Origin of the sequence: Segniliparus rugosus ATCC BAA-974, assembly GCF_000185725.2 — a bacterium.
GTDB lineage: Bacteria > Actinomycetota > Actinomycetes > Mycobacteriales > Mycobacteriaceae > Segniliparus > Segniliparus rugosus.
Genome location: NZ_KI391953.1, coordinates 1,493,772 through 1,508,981 on the forward strand (window position 1 = coordinate 1,493,772; position 15,210 = coordinate 1,508,981).

The 15,210-nt window shown below is 66.9% G+C and carries 14 protein-coding genes; 10 read left to right on the top strand and 4 right to left on the bottom strand.

Features of this window, described 5'->3' with window-relative positions; genetic code table 11:
• Positions 1–175 precede the first annotated feature (175 nt).
• The 5 genes from HMPREF9336_RS07380 to HMPREF9336_RS07395 all read left to right on the top strand — a co-directional run bounded on the left by HMPREF9336_RS07380 (position 176) and on the right by HMPREF9336_RS07395 (position 5,653).
• Complete coding sequence (locus HMPREF9336_RS07380; RefSeq protein ID WP_021030291.1) at positions 176–1,045, top strand: hypothetical protein; 870 nt, start codon at positions 176–178, stop codon at positions 1,043–1,045.
• Position 1,046: 1 nt separating this feature from the next.
• Positions 1,047–1,388 carry a hypothetical protein gene (locus HMPREF9336_RS07385; protein ID WP_007470508.1) on the top strand — a complete coding sequence of 114 codons (342 nt, stop codon included), beginning with the start codon at positions 1,047–1,049 and terminating at the stop codon, positions 1,386–1,388.
• A gap of 50 nt (positions 1,389–1,438) precedes the next feature.
• Positions 1,439–1,969 (top strand): hypothetical protein, encoded by a 531-nt coding sequence (locus tag HMPREF9336_RS18385; RefSeq protein ID WP_007470509.1) that lies wholly within the window; start codon positions 1,439–1,441, stop codon positions 1,967–1,969.
• A gap of 1,817 nt (positions 1,970–3,786) precedes the next feature.
• On the top strand, positions 3,787–4,773 hold the full coding sequence (locus HMPREF9336_RS18955) for a hypothetical protein (protein ID WP_021030292.1): 987 nt from the start codon (positions 3,787–3,789) through the stop codon (positions 4,771–4,773).
• Positions 4,774–4,792: 19 nt separating this feature from the next.
• On the top strand, positions 4,793–5,653 hold the full coding sequence (locus HMPREF9336_RS07395; protein WP_007470511.1) for a hypothetical protein: 861 nt from the start codon (positions 4,793–4,795) through the stop codon (positions 5,651–5,653).
• Here the strand turns inward: HMPREF9336_RS07395 and HMPREF9336_RS07400 are convergent.
• From HMPREF9336_RS07400 to HMPREF9336_RS07410, 3 genes are all read right to left on the bottom strand, one after another.
• Positions 5,650–6,579, bottom strand: a complete 930-nt coding sequence (locus HMPREF9336_RS07400; protein WP_007470518.1) for a COX15/CtaA family protein — start codon at positions 6,577–6,579, stop codon at positions 5,650–5,652. The genes HMPREF9336_RS07395 and HMPREF9336_RS07400 overlap by 4 nt on opposite strands.
• Positions 6,580–6,741: 162 nt before the next feature.
• Positions 6,742–8,541 (bottom strand): AMP-dependent synthetase/ligase, encoded by a 1,800-nt coding sequence (locus tag HMPREF9336_RS07405; RefSeq protein ID WP_007470520.1) that lies wholly within the window; start codon positions 8,539–8,541, stop codon positions 6,742–6,744.
• Between the two features lie 16 nt (positions 8,542–8,557).
• Positions 8,558–9,295, bottom strand: a complete 738-nt coding sequence (locus tag HMPREF9336_RS07410) for an SDR family oxidoreductase (RefSeq protein WP_007470522.1) — start codon at positions 9,293–9,295, stop codon at positions 8,558–8,560.
• 415 nt (positions 9,296–9,710) lie between these two features.
• Here HMPREF9336_RS07410 and HMPREF9336_RS07415 point away from each other — a divergent pair, with 415 nt between their 5' ends.
• Positions 9,711–10,949: an ROK family transcriptional regulator gene (locus HMPREF9336_RS07415; protein WP_007470524.1), complete on the top strand. Its 1,239-nt coding sequence runs from the start codon at positions 9,711–9,713 to the stop codon at positions 10,947–10,949.
• A 29-nt stretch (positions 10,950–10,978) separates the two neighbouring features.
• On the opposite strand, the gene HMPREF9336_RS07420 is transcribed toward HMPREF9336_RS07415, so the two are convergent.
• Positions 10,979–11,515 carry a hypothetical protein gene (locus tag HMPREF9336_RS07420; RefSeq protein WP_007470526.1) on the bottom strand — a complete coding sequence of 179 codons (537 nt, stop codon included), beginning with the start codon at positions 11,513–11,515 and terminating at the stop codon, positions 10,979–10,981.
• A 71-nt stretch (positions 11,516–11,586) separates the two neighbouring features.
• Here HMPREF9336_RS07420 and mshA point away from each other — a divergent pair, with 71 nt between their 5' ends.
• From mshA to HMPREF9336_RS07440, 4 genes are all read left to right on the top strand, one after another.
• Entirely contained in the window at positions 11,587–12,900 is a 1,314-nt protein-coding gene (gene mshA, locus HMPREF9336_RS07425; protein ID WP_007470528.1) for a D-inositol-3-phosphate glycosyltransferase, read from the top strand.
• Complete coding sequence (locus HMPREF9336_RS07430; RefSeq protein WP_007470530.1) at positions 12,897–13,403, top strand: type III secretion system chaperone family protein; 507 nt, start codon at positions 12,897–12,899, stop codon at positions 13,401–13,403. The genes mshA and HMPREF9336_RS07430 overlap by 4 nt, the downstream gene beginning before the upstream one ends.
• Before the next feature lie 35 nt (positions 13,404–13,438).
• Complete coding sequence (locus tag HMPREF9336_RS07435) at positions 13,439–14,365, top strand: oxygenase MpaB family protein (RefSeq protein WP_007470532.1); 927 nt, start codon at positions 13,439–13,441, stop codon at positions 14,363–14,365.
• A 182-nt stretch (positions 14,366–14,547) separates the two neighbouring features.
• Positions 14,548–15,195 (top strand): hypothetical protein, encoded by a 648-nt coding sequence (locus tag HMPREF9336_RS07440; RefSeq protein WP_156920315.1) that lies wholly within the window; start codon positions 14,548–14,550, stop codon positions 15,193–15,195.
• Positions 15,196–15,210: the final 15 nt, after the last annotated feature.

Sequence of the window (15,210 nt, forward strand, 5' to 3'; positions counted from 1 at the left end):
GGACATGTGCGGCATTTTTCTTCCCTGATCGGCAATCCGTACCTTTCACCTGGTTTTCTCTGCGTGTTTCCGGGTCCACACTGAACGCAACAGCGGGCCCGATCGATTCGGGCCTTCCATGGCGGAAGCCCACGTGAGGAGCGGTGCGTGCAGTCGTTGCGGCGGAAGACGGGAAATGGTGGCGGGATCGGGTGACGTGCTGCCGCCGCCTCGGGATCTCTTGTCCTTCGAGGAACGAGTCCGGCTCATGGAAGAAGTGCTGCCGAAGCTGACCGCGACCGAGCAGTCGGCATGCGGCAGGGCGCGCGCCACGGTGGGCTACGGCTGCTCTCTGGACGAGCTGTGGTTGGACTGGGACAGGCTTCGGGAAGACTTGGAGCAGCGCCGAGGGCCGCGCAACGAGCTGATCGGCGCCGAGCACCTGGCGCGGATCATCGAGTCGGCCGTGGTCGCCGCGATCCGCAAACTCCTCGTCGCGGTGAACGACGCCTTCCACAAACCCGCCCCGAGCAAGGCGGACTTGGAGAACCGGTACTACGACGAGTACTGGGGCCTGCCCGAGCACCTGCGCCCGGACACCGTTGACGAGTACATTCGCGAGCGCAAGGCCGCCGAGGGGCCGCGCGCGACGGCGGAGCAGCAGCGCGAGTCGGACGAGCGGGCGGCGAGGGAGCGCATCGCGAAGGCGCTCGCGGCGTTGCCGTCCGACCCGAAGGAGATCCTTCGCTCCGAGCCGGGGGTGGTGCTCACCCCCGAAGTGATCGAGGCGGAGGAGCGGACGGCCCGGACGCTGGAGCGGCTGCAGCGGATCGACACGGCGACGGTGCGATTCCAGGGCAAGGACGACGAGCGCTCGCCTTCGGTCATCGTGACCTCGGATTACTCGGCCCCCTTCGCGCTCTGGCTGCATCCGGAGGTCTTCGCCCGCGTGGGCTCCCGCTTGGACCGGGTGATCCCGGCATGCGCGGCGAAGGCGAGGGCGAAATTCACGGAGCTGGTCGAAGGGCCGGGCGAGGAAGCGGCACGACAGGGAAAGGCGGTTTGACATGGCAGTGCGCACGGCGGCCGACACCGAGAAGATCAATTTGGCCGAGGCGAAAATCGCAGGAGCCCTGCAATCGGTCCGGATGGCGGTCGACCAGCTCAACGCCCGCGCGAGAGAATTCCACGCCGCCGCGGGGAGCGACGACAAGAACGGGAACCTAAAGCAGCAGTCCCAGGCCGACCAGGACAACAAGAGCAAACAGTACGCCGATACGAACAGCGTGGCGGAAAAGGATCAGGAAGCCGCTCGGGCGGCGGTCGCCCAGTACTCCGAAGCGGAGATTGGCAACTCGGTCTCGCTCCACCTGGACAACGGTCTCGGGCGCATTGTCGGATTCGAGTAGACGGACAAGTTTTGACCGCAAGAGCGAGAAGCGAAAAGGAGCAGCGGAAAATGGCACGACGGTATGGGCGTGGTTGTGTTTCGGCGGTTCTCGCCGCTGTCGCGGCAGCAGGCTTTTCCGCTTGCGAGCGGGGCGGGAGCGGCGGATCGACCACGATTGTCCAGACTGTCGCGCCGACCAGCGCCAGCGCCGCGCCGACCTCGACCACGCCGAGCGTGAGCCCGATCAACGACAAGGCGAAGCTGTGTCATTACTTCGACTCTCGGGGGCAGGAGATTGTGAATGCGACAGATGCGTATCGCAAGCTAACTCTGAAGAATGGTTGGTCCTGGACTGATCCTGAAGTGAGCGCTGCTGCTGACCATGCCACCGAAGTGGTCGGGAAGTTGGCTCCCTTGCTTGCCTCTGCCATTGGGCCCGGTGCCCCTCAAGATGTTGGAGATGCCATCCGCCGGTTCGTGGAAGCTGTGAAAAATTTTTCGGATGCGGTCGCCTCGCGATCCGGTGCGGATGAAATGAACCCTTTGAATCATAAGTATATGGATGCGCTTGATGCCGCGAACAAGGCATGCGGCAATTAGGCGAACAGGATGGATCAAGGTGGTAATGCTATGAAAGGGAGCGTGTCGGCGGTTCTCGCCGCTGTCGTGATGGCAGGCTTTTCCGCTTGCGAGCGGGGCGGGAGCGTCGGGTCGGCCACCATTGCCCAGGCTGTCGCGCCGACCAGCGCCAGTGCCGCGCCGACCTCGACCACGCCGAGAGTGAGCCCGATCAATGACAAGGCGAAATTGTGCAGTCGGGCTAGCGGACGCGCGCGAAAGCTACGTCCCTTCGCAGCCTTACTGGAATCTTGCTCATCAATCTGGTTTCGGCGATTCGGAAGTCAATGATGCTGGCGACGAGTTCCGGGAGGCCACGGTCAAATCTCTTCCGCTTTTGCGGGGACTGATTGGCCCTGATGCGCCAAAGGGCGTTGTTGGCGCTATGAATGCATACGTCAATTCTGCGGATAAATTCTCGGAAGCGGCGGGAGCGCACTCGTTGGCGGGCGAAATAAATCCGCTTGCGAGTCAATTTGCCGATGCTATAGACGCTCTGAACAAAGTATGCCCCCAGTAGGTATCTATTTTTCATATTAAAAAAGGGGAATTTGATGTCAGGAATGCCGTGGCCGGATAAATTCAGCGCATTCAAGGATATAGCTGATAAGCACTACTCGGACGCCGACGAGTCGGTGTTGGACTCGTCGGCGCAAGGGCACAGGGAGAGTTTGACTGCCTTGCAGTCGGCGCTGCAGGAAGCCGACGAAGCCTACACCGAGCTGTTAGGCGCGTTTGAGGTGGACGGCAAGCAGTCGGACTCCTATGCCGCAGTGCGGGCGCGCCAGTTGGAGTTTCGCAGGAAAGGCGGGGCGTTAGCCGCGAAAGCGCTGGCGGGGCAGCAGTTCATGGACGCGGCGGCAGGACCGGTGAGAGACTCAAAGTCCAGTGACCAGGTGGCGGCGAACAAGGCGTTGGAGACGATCCAGAGCACCCAATTTTGGCCTGACTGGGCACTCCATCAAGCTCACAAAGAGACCCATATGGAACAGGCCAGGCGAGAACTCGAAGACGATATGTCGAAGAGCCAGGCCGCGCGAGTCAACGCGTTGACCGGCAAGTACAAAGCCCCCGAGGACGGTGACTACGGCTTCGACGGGCAACCGACGAGCTGGGGCGGCGGGGGAGTCAAGAGCGAGACCGGGCAATCTGATTTCGGAAGCGATGCCTCTGTTCGTCCTGTGACGAGCCAAACTGGGCAATCTGATTTTGGAAGGGACGCGTCTGTTCGTCCTGTGACGAGCCAAACTGGGCAATCTGATTTTGGAAGGGACGCGTCTGCTCGTCCTGTGACGAGCCAAACTGGGCAAACCGACACACAGGCAAGTGCTTCTAGCGGAGGCGGTTCCGGTCAACAGCCCGCTTTGGCGAGTGGCTCCCAAGGCGCTGGGGGCGGTCAGGGGTCGGGTGGTTCTGGTGTTCCGGCTGGTGGTGCCTCGACTGGTGTGCAGTCTGGCGCCGCAGTGGCGGACCGCGCGGCTCCTGCTGCTGCGTCGCAGGCGGCTCCGGCTTCTGGTGGGGGTGTTGGTGCTCCGCCGTCGATCGGCGGGATCGGTGGTGTTGGTGGTGGGGCTGGGCAGCCTGTCCGGGTCGGCGGGGTCGGCGGTGTTGGGGGTGGTTCTGGTGGGGAGGTTTCTCGGACGGGGGCGCAGGGCGCGGGTGTGGCGGAGAGGTCTGCGGCTTCGCAGTCCTCGTCGGGCTCGAACGAGCCGCGGGGTTCTGGTCTCAGTCGTGGCGGTTCGGCTGGTGCTGGGGCTGCTGGTGGGGAGACGCGGGCGCAGTCGGCGCAGCAGGGGGCGTTGCGGGACGCGGTGCGGACGGGCGACACGGCGGCGGGGGCTGGTCGGGCGGCGGATCGTGTGGCGGGGCATGCGGAGGTGTTGGGGACGGGTCGGGTGACGCAGTTGTCGGTGACGGCGTTGCAGGCCGCGCATGGTCAGACGGCGGCGCTGGGGTCGGCGTTGGGCGGTTTGGAGGGCTTGTTGGCTACGTCGCATCCGGCTTCGGGGGCGGGGGAGTTGGCGGGCTGGGTCGTTCGTGGCGGGACGGTCGTGGGCGCGGGGCGTGCGGGGTTCCTCGCGGACGGGATCACGTGGGGGCGGGTGGAGCAGTCCCCGTTCGAGCACGTCGGGCTCAGTGGTCTGGTGTTCTTGTTCGAGGACACACGTGTGGCTCCGAACGAGGCGGCGGGGGTGTTCCGTCCGGTGGCGGCGCGGGTGACGACGACGGGCTGGTTGGGCGAGGTCGATCCGGCGATGCGCTTGCCGGAGGGCACGCGGGTTTTGGACCGCTCGAGGGCCCCGGCGGGCACGGACCACATCACCGATCCGGGCTTGTTGGCGGTGGGTTTGGCGAGGTGGCTGCTCGAGGAGGGTTTGGGCGGGGACAACTCGTGGCGGTTGACGGCGGTGTGCTTCCTCGAGGAGCCGGAGAGCGCGTATGTGCATTCGTTGGCGACGATGCCGAGCCCGGTGGAGTCGTATTGGCCGGGCCGTCCCGGCTACGACCTGGGCGAGGCGGGGCAAAAGGCTGTCGAAGACGCGAAGACGTTGAGTTCCGAGGAGCTGCGGGCGAAGCAGGACGACCCGTTGCGGCACGCGCAGGACGCGGCGAAGCGGGACCCGGACGGCCTGTACGACCCGGCGGGCCTGCCCCCGAAGGAGGCCGAGTGGTACCGCAAGTCCGCGGAACGCTCCGGCAGGGCGCAGCTCACCAACGCCCGCTGGAAACAAGAACTCGACCAATACCGCAAAGAAGAACGCGGCGGCGACAACCTGAACTGGTGACCAGCAAGAGGAGTTCGCAATGGATTGGTCAACAGCTCCCGACGCTGCGGCATGGGCCGCTGATGTGCGGGAAACCCGGCTCGAACATGTGGGTTTGATGGAGGCCGCCGCAGAAGGCTTCCTGGAAGCGGCGGCCTGGGCGGAAATGCTCATATGCCGCGCCGCGTGCGGCTATGAGCGGCTGCGGGCGATGAACACGATGCAATGCTCTCCCTCGGATCCGCAGCAGTGCCGTGTTTTCGCGAAATTCCGTGCGGCGCTCGGCCCAGGCGAGCTGCCGCCGGTCGGATTCACCCGCCGCTTGTTGGAGGCGATGTTCGACCGGACGGCATTGGCGCTCTGGGAGCACGCCGGACAGGCAGGCGAGGAGACGAGGGCGTTGCTGTCGGCGGCTCGCGCGTGGGCGGAAGGCTCGGAGCAGTGGACGGGCGTCGGTTGGCGGCGCGACGGGTACAGCGCCCTCGCTCGGGAGGGCGGCGCGGATCCGCTCTGGCGGACCTCGCGCGCGGAGATCGCGGCGGGGGCCGAAGGCTGGTTCGCCCTTCCGGACGGGTTCGTCGATCCTGTGCGGCACTGGCGGTTGTCGGTGGCGCTCCGGCACGCGTTCCCTCCGGACGTGCTGCGGCAAGCGTGCGAGACGCCGTATGCGATGCTGCTGGATTTACGCCCGGCGAAAGAGGCGGCCCTGCGGTTCTCGCTCGAATACGCCGGGGAGCCGATAGCGGACCTGTTCGAGCTGATCGTGTCCTGGCATGACCACGTCGGAGAGCTGTTGCACGAGTTGGCGTGTCAGCTCGCCGAGCTGAACGGCCCGTGGCTGGACGCGCTTTGGCTGTATATGGCCACCGGCGTGTGGCTCTTGCGCGACGGGCGGGATTAACAAGCTCCGACCGGCTCTGAGGCACGGGCCCACACGAGCGCCGTCGCCGAGGTCACCACGACCGCGCCTGCCACATGCAGCACCACGAGCAGCGCGGGCACGCCCTGCCAGTACTGCACTTCGCCAACGGTCCCTTGGGCCAGCGCGAAGCCCACGGCGACGAGCGCCGCCCGCCGCGCCTGAGGGTTCGCGGACCGCGCGAACCAGACCAGGGCGATCAAAGACGCGAGATAGCAGAACACGAGCATGCTGTGCCAGTGCGCGAGTTCTGGGATCTTCAAATCCAAGCGCTCCACCGGTTTGGCCGGGCTCTTATCGCCCGCATGCGGTCCGGCTCCGGTCACGAACGTGCCCGCGACGAGCGCCAGCGCGAGGAGCACCCCGGACACGGCCGCGCAGGCTCGCAGCAATCGGTTGGCTTCGCCCGAGGTCGGCGCATCGTCGGGCTGGCGGACTTTCACAACCAGGAGCGTCGCGAGCCAGACCATCACCATGGAGGCGACCAGGTGGATTGCCACCGTCCACCATTTCAGGCCCGCGAGCACGGTGACGCCGCCGATCACCGCTTGGGCGAGCGTTCCGCCGATCATCGCCCAGCCCAGGATCAGCACCTCGCGCCTGCGGCGCGCCCGCGTGACCAGCACCGCCACGGCGATCGCCGCGATGCTCACCAGGCCGGTCAACAGACGGTTGCCGAATTCGATCGCTTGATGCTGCCAGGGCACGAGCAGGTCAGGGCGAGGTATTGGGCTGTCGCGGAAACAACCGGGCCACGTGGGGCAGCCGAGACCGGACGAGGTGACTCGCACGACGGCTCCGGTGACCGTGATGAGACCTTGGGCCACGAGGCAGATCAGCGCGGCGAGCCGCTGTTGTTGAAGCGTCGGCTGCCAGTCTTTGAGGCGGTCCTTGAGGACTGTGTTCACGGACTCATCGTAGTTTCTACTACAGAAAGTAGTAGAAACGGGGTCCGCGTCAGCCGGGCTGGGGACGTAATGCGGCCTGGCCTTTGTCCGCGCGGGGGACGCGTCCGGTCCAAAAAGCGAGAGGCCCGGCACTGCTCGCGCCGAGCCTCCCGCTGTCGCGCTTTAGGAGTACAGAGCCTCGATTTCGCTCGTGTAGGTCTTCGCCACAACATCGCGCTTGATCTTGAGCGTGGGGGTCAACGTGCCGCCCTCGATAGAGAAATCCTCGGGGAGCACCGCGAACTTCTTGATCGCCTCGGCCTGCGAAACCTGCTTGTTCGAGTTGTCCACAGCCTTCTGCAGCTCGGCCTTGAACTCCGGGTTCTGCGCCAGCTCGGAGGTGGAGACGTCCGAGGAAAGCCCGTGCGCCGAGGCCCACGCGGCGGCGGCCTCCGGGTCGATGGTGAGCAGCGCCGCGATGAACGGGCGGCCGTCCCCGACGACAACGCTCTGGCTCACCAGCTCGTGCTCCTTCAGCCCGTCTTCAAGCACCTGGGGCGCGACGTTCTTGCCGCCGGCGGTGACGATGATGTCCTTCTTGCGCCCGGTGATGTACAGGAAGCCGTCCCCGTCGATCTGGCCGAGGTCGCCGCAGTGGAACCACCCGTCCTCGATCGCGCCCTTGGTCGCCTCGGCATTGCGCCAGTACTCGCCGAACACAACCGGCCCGGCGAGCAGGATCTCGCCGTCGTCGGCGATCCGGGCGCGACAGCCCGCCACCAGCTTGCCGACCGAGCCGATCTTGTTCGCCTCGGGCGAGTTGAACGTGATGCCCGCCGTGCTCTCGGTGAGGCCGTAGCCTTGGTAGATGTTGATCCCGACTCCGCTGAAGAAGTGCAGGAGCTTCGGGGAGATCGCCGCGCCGCCCGACACTGCGGCGACGAGTTTGCCGCCGACCGCCTGGCGGAGCTTGCCGTACAGAAGCCGGTCGAAGACGGCGCGCTGCAGCTTGAGTCCGAGGCCGACCTTGCCCTTCTGCGAAGCCTCGCTGTACGCGACGGCCACCTCTGCGGCCCGCTCGAAGATCTTCTCCTTCCCGCCCGCCGCGGCTTTCTTCTTCGCCGAGTCGTAGACCTTCTCGTACACCCTTGGCACGGAGAAGAGGACCGTGGGCTGGATGCGCTGCAGATCCTCCGAGAGGTTCGCGGTCGAGGAGAGGAACGTGATGAGCACGTCGGAGCTCATCGAGGTGATGGTGAGCGCGCGGGCGAAGATATGGGCCAAGGGCAGGAACATGGCCGTGCTGGCCGGGCCCGCCTTCGGGGCCATCGCCTTGATCGGCTCCTGGGTCGCGATCACCTCGGAGAGGAAGTTCCGGTGCGTGAGGCACACGCCCTTCGGCCTGCCGGTCGTGCCGGAGGTGTAGATGAGCGTGGCCAGGTCGTCCGCCTTCAGCTGCGCGCGGCGCGCCTCGAGTTCGCTGTCCGGGACGTCGGCGCCCCTTCGCGCAAGCTCCTCGATCGCGCCGGAGGCTCCGTTGAAGGTCAGAGTCTCGCGCAGGGTCGGGATGCTTTCGAGCGTGGCTTGATGCGCTTTGAGCAGCTTCTCGTCGTCCACGACGAAAAGCTTCGCCTCGGAGTCGCTGAGGATCCAGCGGACCTGCTCGCTCGAAGAGGTCTCGTAGACGGAGGTGGTGACAGCCCCGGCGGCCCACACGGCGAAGTCAAGGAGCGTCCACTCGTAGCGGGTCGGCGCGCAGATCGCGATCCGGTCGCCCTGCTCGATGCCGGAGGCGACAAGACCCTTCGCGACTTCCCGCACTTGCTCGTAGAACTCCTTGGCGCTCACCTGCCGTTCCGCGCCGTTGACCGTTCGGTTGAAGAAGACATGGCCGGGGCTTTTCGCCGCCCGGTCTGTCACGACGTCGAGTACTGTGGCGGAGTCGGCAACGATCAAGGGGGTGGTGTTCTGGGTCTCTCGCATGGCCATAGCCTAAGCCCTACGGTTTCGGAGCGCGGAACTGCTGTGCGCCCTCGTACTGGGAGCGGGGCTTGATGGTGATCGAGTCGATGTTGACGTGCGCCGGGCGAGTCGCGATGAAGCCGATGACGTCCGCGACGTCTTGCGCGACCAACGGCGTGATCCCTTCGTACACCGCGTCCGCTCTGGCCTGGTCGCCGCCGAATCGGACGAGGGAGAACTCCGTGTTCACCGCGCCGGGCTTGACCTCCGAGATCCGGATCGGCTCCCCCTTGAGCTCCAGCCGCAACGTGCGGTGCAGGGCGGACTGGGCGTGCTTGGCCGCCGTGTACGCGGAGCCGCCGGTGTACACGGTGTCCGCTGCGATGGAGGTCACAGTGACGATGAGCGCGTCGTCGGAGGCTCGGAGCAAGGGGAGGAGCGCTTTGGTGACCCGCAATGTGCCGAACACGTTGACTTCGATGTTGGCACGCCATTCGTCGACGGAGGCTTCGGCGAGCGGGCTGAGTCCGAAGGCTCCGCCCGCGTTGTTCACTAGAACGTCCGCCGAGGGCAGCTGGGCGGCGAACGCGTCGACCGAAGCTTGGTCGGTGACGTCCAAAGGCAGCGCCCTTGCGCCGATGCGCTCGGCGAGGTCGGCGAGCCGGTCCAGCCGCCGCGCCCCGAGGACGACGTCGAATCCGGCTTCGGCCAGCGTCACGGCGGTCGCCTCGCCGATCCCAGAACTTGCGCCGGTCACCACAGCAATACGTCTCATAGGGCCATCGTAGCGGGGCGCGCGACGATCCCATCGGGCCTGTGTTAATCTGTGCGCATGCAGGCCACAAACAAGTTGCCAGCCCATGAGCTCACGGCTCTGGGCAATCGCCTGCCGCCCATTCGGGAGTTGTGTCCCTTCTGTTGTTGACCCGCCGCGCGCGTCGCGCCCACGAGAGCTCATCACGCTGATTCTTTTTCGAAGACTCGTGGCCGAACGCCGGATTTGAACTTTCTGTTCGCCCTACCAACAGTCGACATTCCGCCAGCGAACGAAGAGCTGGCGCTTCCGAAGAGGAATTTCCCAGATTATGGCTTCTCCCTTGCTTTCCCCGACCCGTGTTCCGGCTCCCACCCGCTTGCTTGCGCGGCCAGAGACCGCCGCGCGTGGTGATGCCCCTGTCCGGTTGCGGCCGGTGGGGCTGCCTGTCCGCCGGGATCTCGGCCGAGTGGTCCAGCCCCGGCTGGGCTTCTCCGACATCCCCGCCTCCGCAGTCCTGCACGCCGCGCGCGGCAAAGGCGCGGTGAGCCGGGACGTGCTCGCGAAATCCACCGACCTCTCGGTCGCGACGGTGAACCGCCAGGTGGTCGCGCTGCTCGACGCGGGCCTGCTGCGCGAGCGGGCCGACCTCGCGCCGAGCGGCCTGGTCGGCCGCCCGCGCGTGCCCGTCGAGATCGACCACGAGCCCTACCTGGTGCTCGGCGTGTACGTCGGCCTCAACGCTGTTTCCATCGTCGCGGGAGACATCCGGGGCAAGGTGCTCGACTCGGCGGAGTTCGCGACTCCGCGCGGCAACGTCAAAGACGCTTTGGAGCAGATCGCTTCGAGCGCAAGGCAGTACCTGGTCCGTTGGCCGCGCAGAAGGCCGTTGTGGGCCGGGGTGGCCAGCGTTGGCTCGGTCGACCCGGTTTCTGGCACGACGAGCCGCGCGGAGCTGGGCTGGAAAGACGCGCCGCTCGCCGGGGCCATCTCCGCGAAACTGGGCCTGCCCACCTCGCTCGCGGTGCAGGTCGAAGCGGTCGCTGCGGCTGAGCTGCTGCTGCCGCCGAGCAACCATGTCGTGACCAGCCCGGTGCGCGAGCGCACCACGCTGCACTTCTACGGCCGCGAGTCGCTCGGCACCGCGTTGACCATCGGCGGACGGGTGCACAGCCCGAAGAGCGGGCCGGGAACGGTCGCGCATCTGCCGGTGCGCTCGAAGCTGCTGCTCGGGCACGACGGCGTCGGCACGCTCGCCGAGGCGGTGAGCGACAGCGCGTTCGCGCTCGCGTGGAACCGGCTCACCGGAGCCAAGCCGCACAGCAGGTCGGCGCAGACCGTGCAGGACGTGATCCGCCAGGCCGCCGCGGGCGACTCGGTCGCCCAAGAGCTCTTGGGCGAGCGCTCGCGCCTGTTCGGCGAGTCCGCGGCCATCGCGGCGAGCTTCGTGAACCCGGACGAAGTGGTGCTGGGCGGTCAGGCGCTCACCGCGTACCCCGAGGCCGCCGAGCAGGTCGCGAAGGCGTTCCACGAGGCCTCGGCGATGCCGGGGGTCTCCGTGCGCGCCACCCGCCTCGGATCGAAAGTGCAGGAGTTCGCCGCGCTCGCGGTCGCGCTCTCCGCGGTCTGGGCCGATCCGATCGGAGCCTGGCGGCAGGCCGGTCTCGCGGCGTAGCCCCGAAGCCTGCCGGGGCGGGCGTGCGGTCAGAGTTTGCCGTACGCCCGCCTCGGCCTCGGCCCGAGCCGGTCCATGAGCGCTTGGGCGAATGGCTCGCGCATCTTGTGCCAGTTGACGAACTGGAAGATGTAGTTGCCGGGGTACGTGTTGAAGTGCTCGTCGGCGTGCCAGTCCCCGAGCGGCCCGACATGACCGCACGAGGGGCAGGCTATGGTCGGCTCGCTCCCCGCGTACCAGCCTTCGAAGTGTTCCATGTACTGCGCATAGGGCGTTCGGCATCGCGGGCAACCGGGCATCGGGTCGCCGAAGCATTGGAAGGCGCACACCACGTCGCGCTCGACACGCACCTCCAGCCATCCGCCGAACGACTGATCGGAAGTCGGCTCGACCGAGGCGCGCCAGCTCGGCCCAGCGCCGTAGCGGAGTCCGCTGTGCGCGGAACGTTGCTGCGGCTCTTCGATGATCTGTTCCGCCAACAGCCAGCCGACCACTCGCTCCACCAGCGCGGGAGCCTCCTCGGCAGTGGTGGTCAGATCGGTGAACGAACGCAGGTAGTCGCCCACGTTTCTCCCTTCCCCCGCAGTTGCGGACCTGAACGTTCGGCTCAATATAAGGGATTGGCTACCCTTGAGGGATGGCCGCTTCCCCCTGGTCCCGCCCGCCTATGGTTTCGGCGTTGGTCGGACGACCGCCGACGCAGCCGCGCCGTGTGGCGGTGTTGTCCGTGCACACTTCCCCGTGGGCGCAGCCGGGCAGCGGCGACGCGGGCGGGATGAATGTGTACATCCGCAACACTTCGACCGTGCTGGCGCGTCGCGGCGTGGCGGTCGAGATTTTCACGAGGGCGACCTCTTCGGACGATCCGCCGAGCTGGGAGCCCATTCCCGGGGTCACCCTGCATAACGTGGTCGCGGGCCCCTTCGAGGGGCTGCGCAAGGAGGAGCTGCCCAGTCAGCTCTGCGCGTTCGCGGCGGGGGTGCTGCGCGAGTGCGTCGGGCACGCGGCAGGGCACTACAGCCTTGTCCACTCCCACTACTGGCTCTCCGGCCAGGTCGGCTGGCTTCTGAAAGACCGGCTCGGCGTGCCGCTCGTGCACACCGCGCACACGCTGGCAGCCGTGAAGAACGCGACGTTGGCCGAGGGCGACGTCCCAGAGCCTTTGCAGCGGCTGGTCGGGGAGGGGCAGCTTGTCGCGGAGTCGGACCGCATGATCGTCAACACTCAGGCGGAAGCCGAGCACCTGGCGCAGTACTACGCGGCGGAGCCGCAAAAGATCGACGTCGTGGCCCCTGGCGTGGATCTGGCCGTGTTCAATCCCGGCGACAAGGCCGGGGCTCGGGCCGCGCTCGGCTTGGATCCATCGGAGCAGATCGTGGCGTTCGTCGGCAGGATCCAGCCGCTCAAAGGGCCGGACGTCCTGCTCGCCGCCATGGCAGAGATCTTGCGCTCGAAGCCGGGAACGCGGCTGCTCGTCGTGGGCGAGGCTTCCGGCTCGGGCCTGAGCCCGGCGCGGCTCGCCGCGGCGGCGGAAGACCTCGGCGTGGCAGGCCAAGTGACGATGTGGCCCGCGCAGCCGCCCGCGCGGCTCGCGCAGGTGTACCGCGCGGCGGATCTGGTGGCGGTGCCGAGCCATTCGGAATCCTTCGGCCTGGTCGCGGTCGAGGCGCAGGCCTGCGGCACGCCCGTGGTCGCGGCCCGCGTCGGCGGCTTGCCGGTGGCGGTCGCGGACCAGGTGAGCGGCGTGCTTGTGGACGGCTGGGAGCCAGAGCGCTGGCGCGAGGAGATCGCCAGCCTGCTCGCGGCCCCGACGCTGCTGAGCAGGATGGGGGACGCAGGCGTGGTCCACGCTGCCAGGTTCTCCTGGGAAGCGACGGTCGACGGGCTCCTCGCCTCCTATCGGGCCGCGCTGCAGGGCGCTCACCGCCCGATGCGGGCGGTGAGCGTGTGAGCGGGGCGGACGAGGTGCGCGAGGCGCTCCGGGCCGGTCTGCGCGAGTTGGAGCTCGAAGCGGAGGAGATCGCGGACCACGGGGTTTTCTGGGTGGTGCTCCCCGCCGAGCGCAGGCATCAGGTCGGCGTCGCACTGGCCCCGCGCGACGGCGGCGTCCGCGTCGAGGCGTTCATGTGCCGCGCCCCGGAGGAGAACCACGAGGACGTGTTCCGGTTCCTGTTGCAGCGCAACCAGGGGCTCTACGGCGTGCACTACACCATCGACAAGGCGGGGGACGTGTACCTGATCGGGTACATCCCGAGAGCCGCGCTCGGAGCAGAGGAGCTCGACCGGGTGCTCGGCCAGGTCATCCTCGCAGTGGACGCGGACTTCAACCAGCTGCTCGCGCTCGGCTTCGCGGAGGCGATCAGGCGGGAATGGCATTGGCGCACGTCCAGAGGGGAGTCGACGAAGAACCTCGCGGCGTTCACGCATCTGCTCGCCGACGGCGACGAAGCTTGATTGCGGTGCGCGCCATATCTCTATAACATGGTGATGTGTCTCTCAGCGCTCGAACTTCCTCGGAGGTCGTCGAGCATGCCGACGGGATCGGCCCTGGGTCCCTCCTCTGGCAGCTCGTCGGCGACTCTCGCATCGCCTATGCGGGCGGCATGGCAGGCGTCCTGCAGACGATGCACCCGGTGATCGGCCAAGCGCTCGTCGACCATTCGGACTTCTTCGACGACCCGATGGACCGGGTTTTCCGCTCCTTGCCGGGGATCGTCGGCGTCGTCTACGACGACCCTGGGGCGCAGACCGGCCATATGGTGCGCGATTTCCACAAGGAGATCAAAGGGACGTTCCCAGACGGACGGCGCTACCATTCGCTCGACCCCGCCACGTACTGGTGGGCGCACGCCACGTTCCAAGTGATGGCCGAGCACGTCGCGGACGTGTACTCGCTGCGCCCGCTCACCGGCGAGGAGCGCGAGCGGCTGTATCAAGAGGGAGTGGCGTGGTACCGCCGTTACGGGGTGAGCGACGCGCCCGTGCCGAAAGACCGAGCCGCGTTCCAGGTCGAGTGGGAGCGGCACTGCGCAGAGGTGCTCCAGCCCAACCAGGCTTCCGATTGGTTGCTCAAGCTGATCAACGGGCGCGTTTTCCCCAAGATCGGCAGGCCCGCCTATCTGCCGTTCCCCGAGAGCTACCACCGGTTCGGGAACGCGATGCTGCGGCGGAGCCTGGTGCGGAAGGCCATCGGCCCGCCGTTGCGGCTGTCGTACCTCGGCGGTCTGCCGAAAATCGTCCGTGAGCGCTTCGGGATCGAGTGGACCGAGTCCGAAGAACGCCAGTACTGGCGCCAAGCGCGCCGTCTCGCTTTGGAATGGCGGGTCCGTCCGGTGGCGTGGCGCTGGTATCCGAGGGCGTACCAGGGATGGGAACGCGCAACGGGATCCCCGCCGCCGCGCTCCGCGTCGCGGTGACGTTGCCATCGACTGCCCGCCAAAAGATCTCGCCGGAAAGTGGGCGGCGATCACCGGCGTGGACAAGGCGACCGAGGCCATCGCGCCGGGGATCCGTCACGATCCCCTTCGCGCGCAAGCGCGGCGGGGAGCTGCGGTAAGGGGGTGAGGGACGGTCGTCTCGACCGCGTTATACTGCCATCGTGGGACGACGGTACGGGGCGGGCGCGCTCGCAATGGGAATGATGTTTGCTTGTTGGGCTTCCTCGCCGCAGGCGGTGGTGGCCGCTGACCCAGTCGAGCATTGCTCGACATCGGCAGGCTCCGGCCAAGACGTGGGCGGGAAGCGGATCGCGAACGAGGGGTTGGGGATTAGTTTTCTGCTTCCGGACGGGTATCACCCGCAGCGGTACTTGTTCCGCGACACGGAGTTTTTTGGGATCGAGAACGACGCGCACGAATGGATCTTGATTCTGCGGCATGACAAAACCGACGGGAACGAGAGATACTTGGCAGGGGCCACGAATGAGCAGGCGGTCCGGACCTGGGCGGAAGACCAAGGCGAGGCCCAAGGCGTTTTCACGGCATGGGAAGGGCCGAATCTTCCTGGGGCCTCCTTTTGGGGGACGACTGTCGCCACGAAGAGCCACGTCAGCGACGATCCTGCTCCGATAGTCGCGCAAGCCAGGTATATGGCGTTCCTTGGCTGCCAAGGCAAGCGTTGGAGCGTGAGCGCTTCGGACAGCGCCCATCCTTGGTTCAACCACGACACGGGCTCGTGGGAAATCCAGAAATTTGATGACGATCCGGAGCTCGCCGACGCCGTGGCGCGGTCTATTCGGGAGCTTTGACCGAAGCCGAACTCG

Coding starts and splice junctions, on each gene's coding strand:
- HMPREF9336_RS07380 (WP_021030291.1), top strand. CDS start 176: ATGGTGGCGGGATCGGGTGACGTGCTGCCGCCGCCTCGGGATCTCTTG.
- HMPREF9336_RS07385 (WP_007470508.1), top strand. CDS start 1,047: ATGGCAGTGCGCACGGCGGCCGACACCGAGAAGATCAATTTGGCCGAG.
- HMPREF9336_RS18385 (WP_007470509.1), top strand. CDS start 1,439: ATGGCACGACGGTATGGGCGTGGTTGTGTTTCGGCGGTTCTCGCCGCT.
- HMPREF9336_RS07395 (WP_007470511.1), top strand. CDS start 4,793: ATGGATTGGTCAACAGCTCCCGACGCTGCGGCATGGGCCGCTGATGTG.
- HMPREF9336_RS07405 (WP_007470520.1), bottom strand. CDS start 8,541: ATGCGAGAGACCCAGAACACCACCCCCTTGATCGTTGCCGACTCCGCC.
- HMPREF9336_RS07410 (WP_007470522.1), bottom strand. CDS start 9,295: ATGAGACGTATTGCTGTGGTGACCGGCGCAAGTTCTGGGATCGGCGAG.
- mshA (WP_007470528.1), top strand. CDS start 11,587: ATGGCCGCTTCCCCCTGGTCCCGCCCGCCTATGGTTTCGGCGTTGGTC.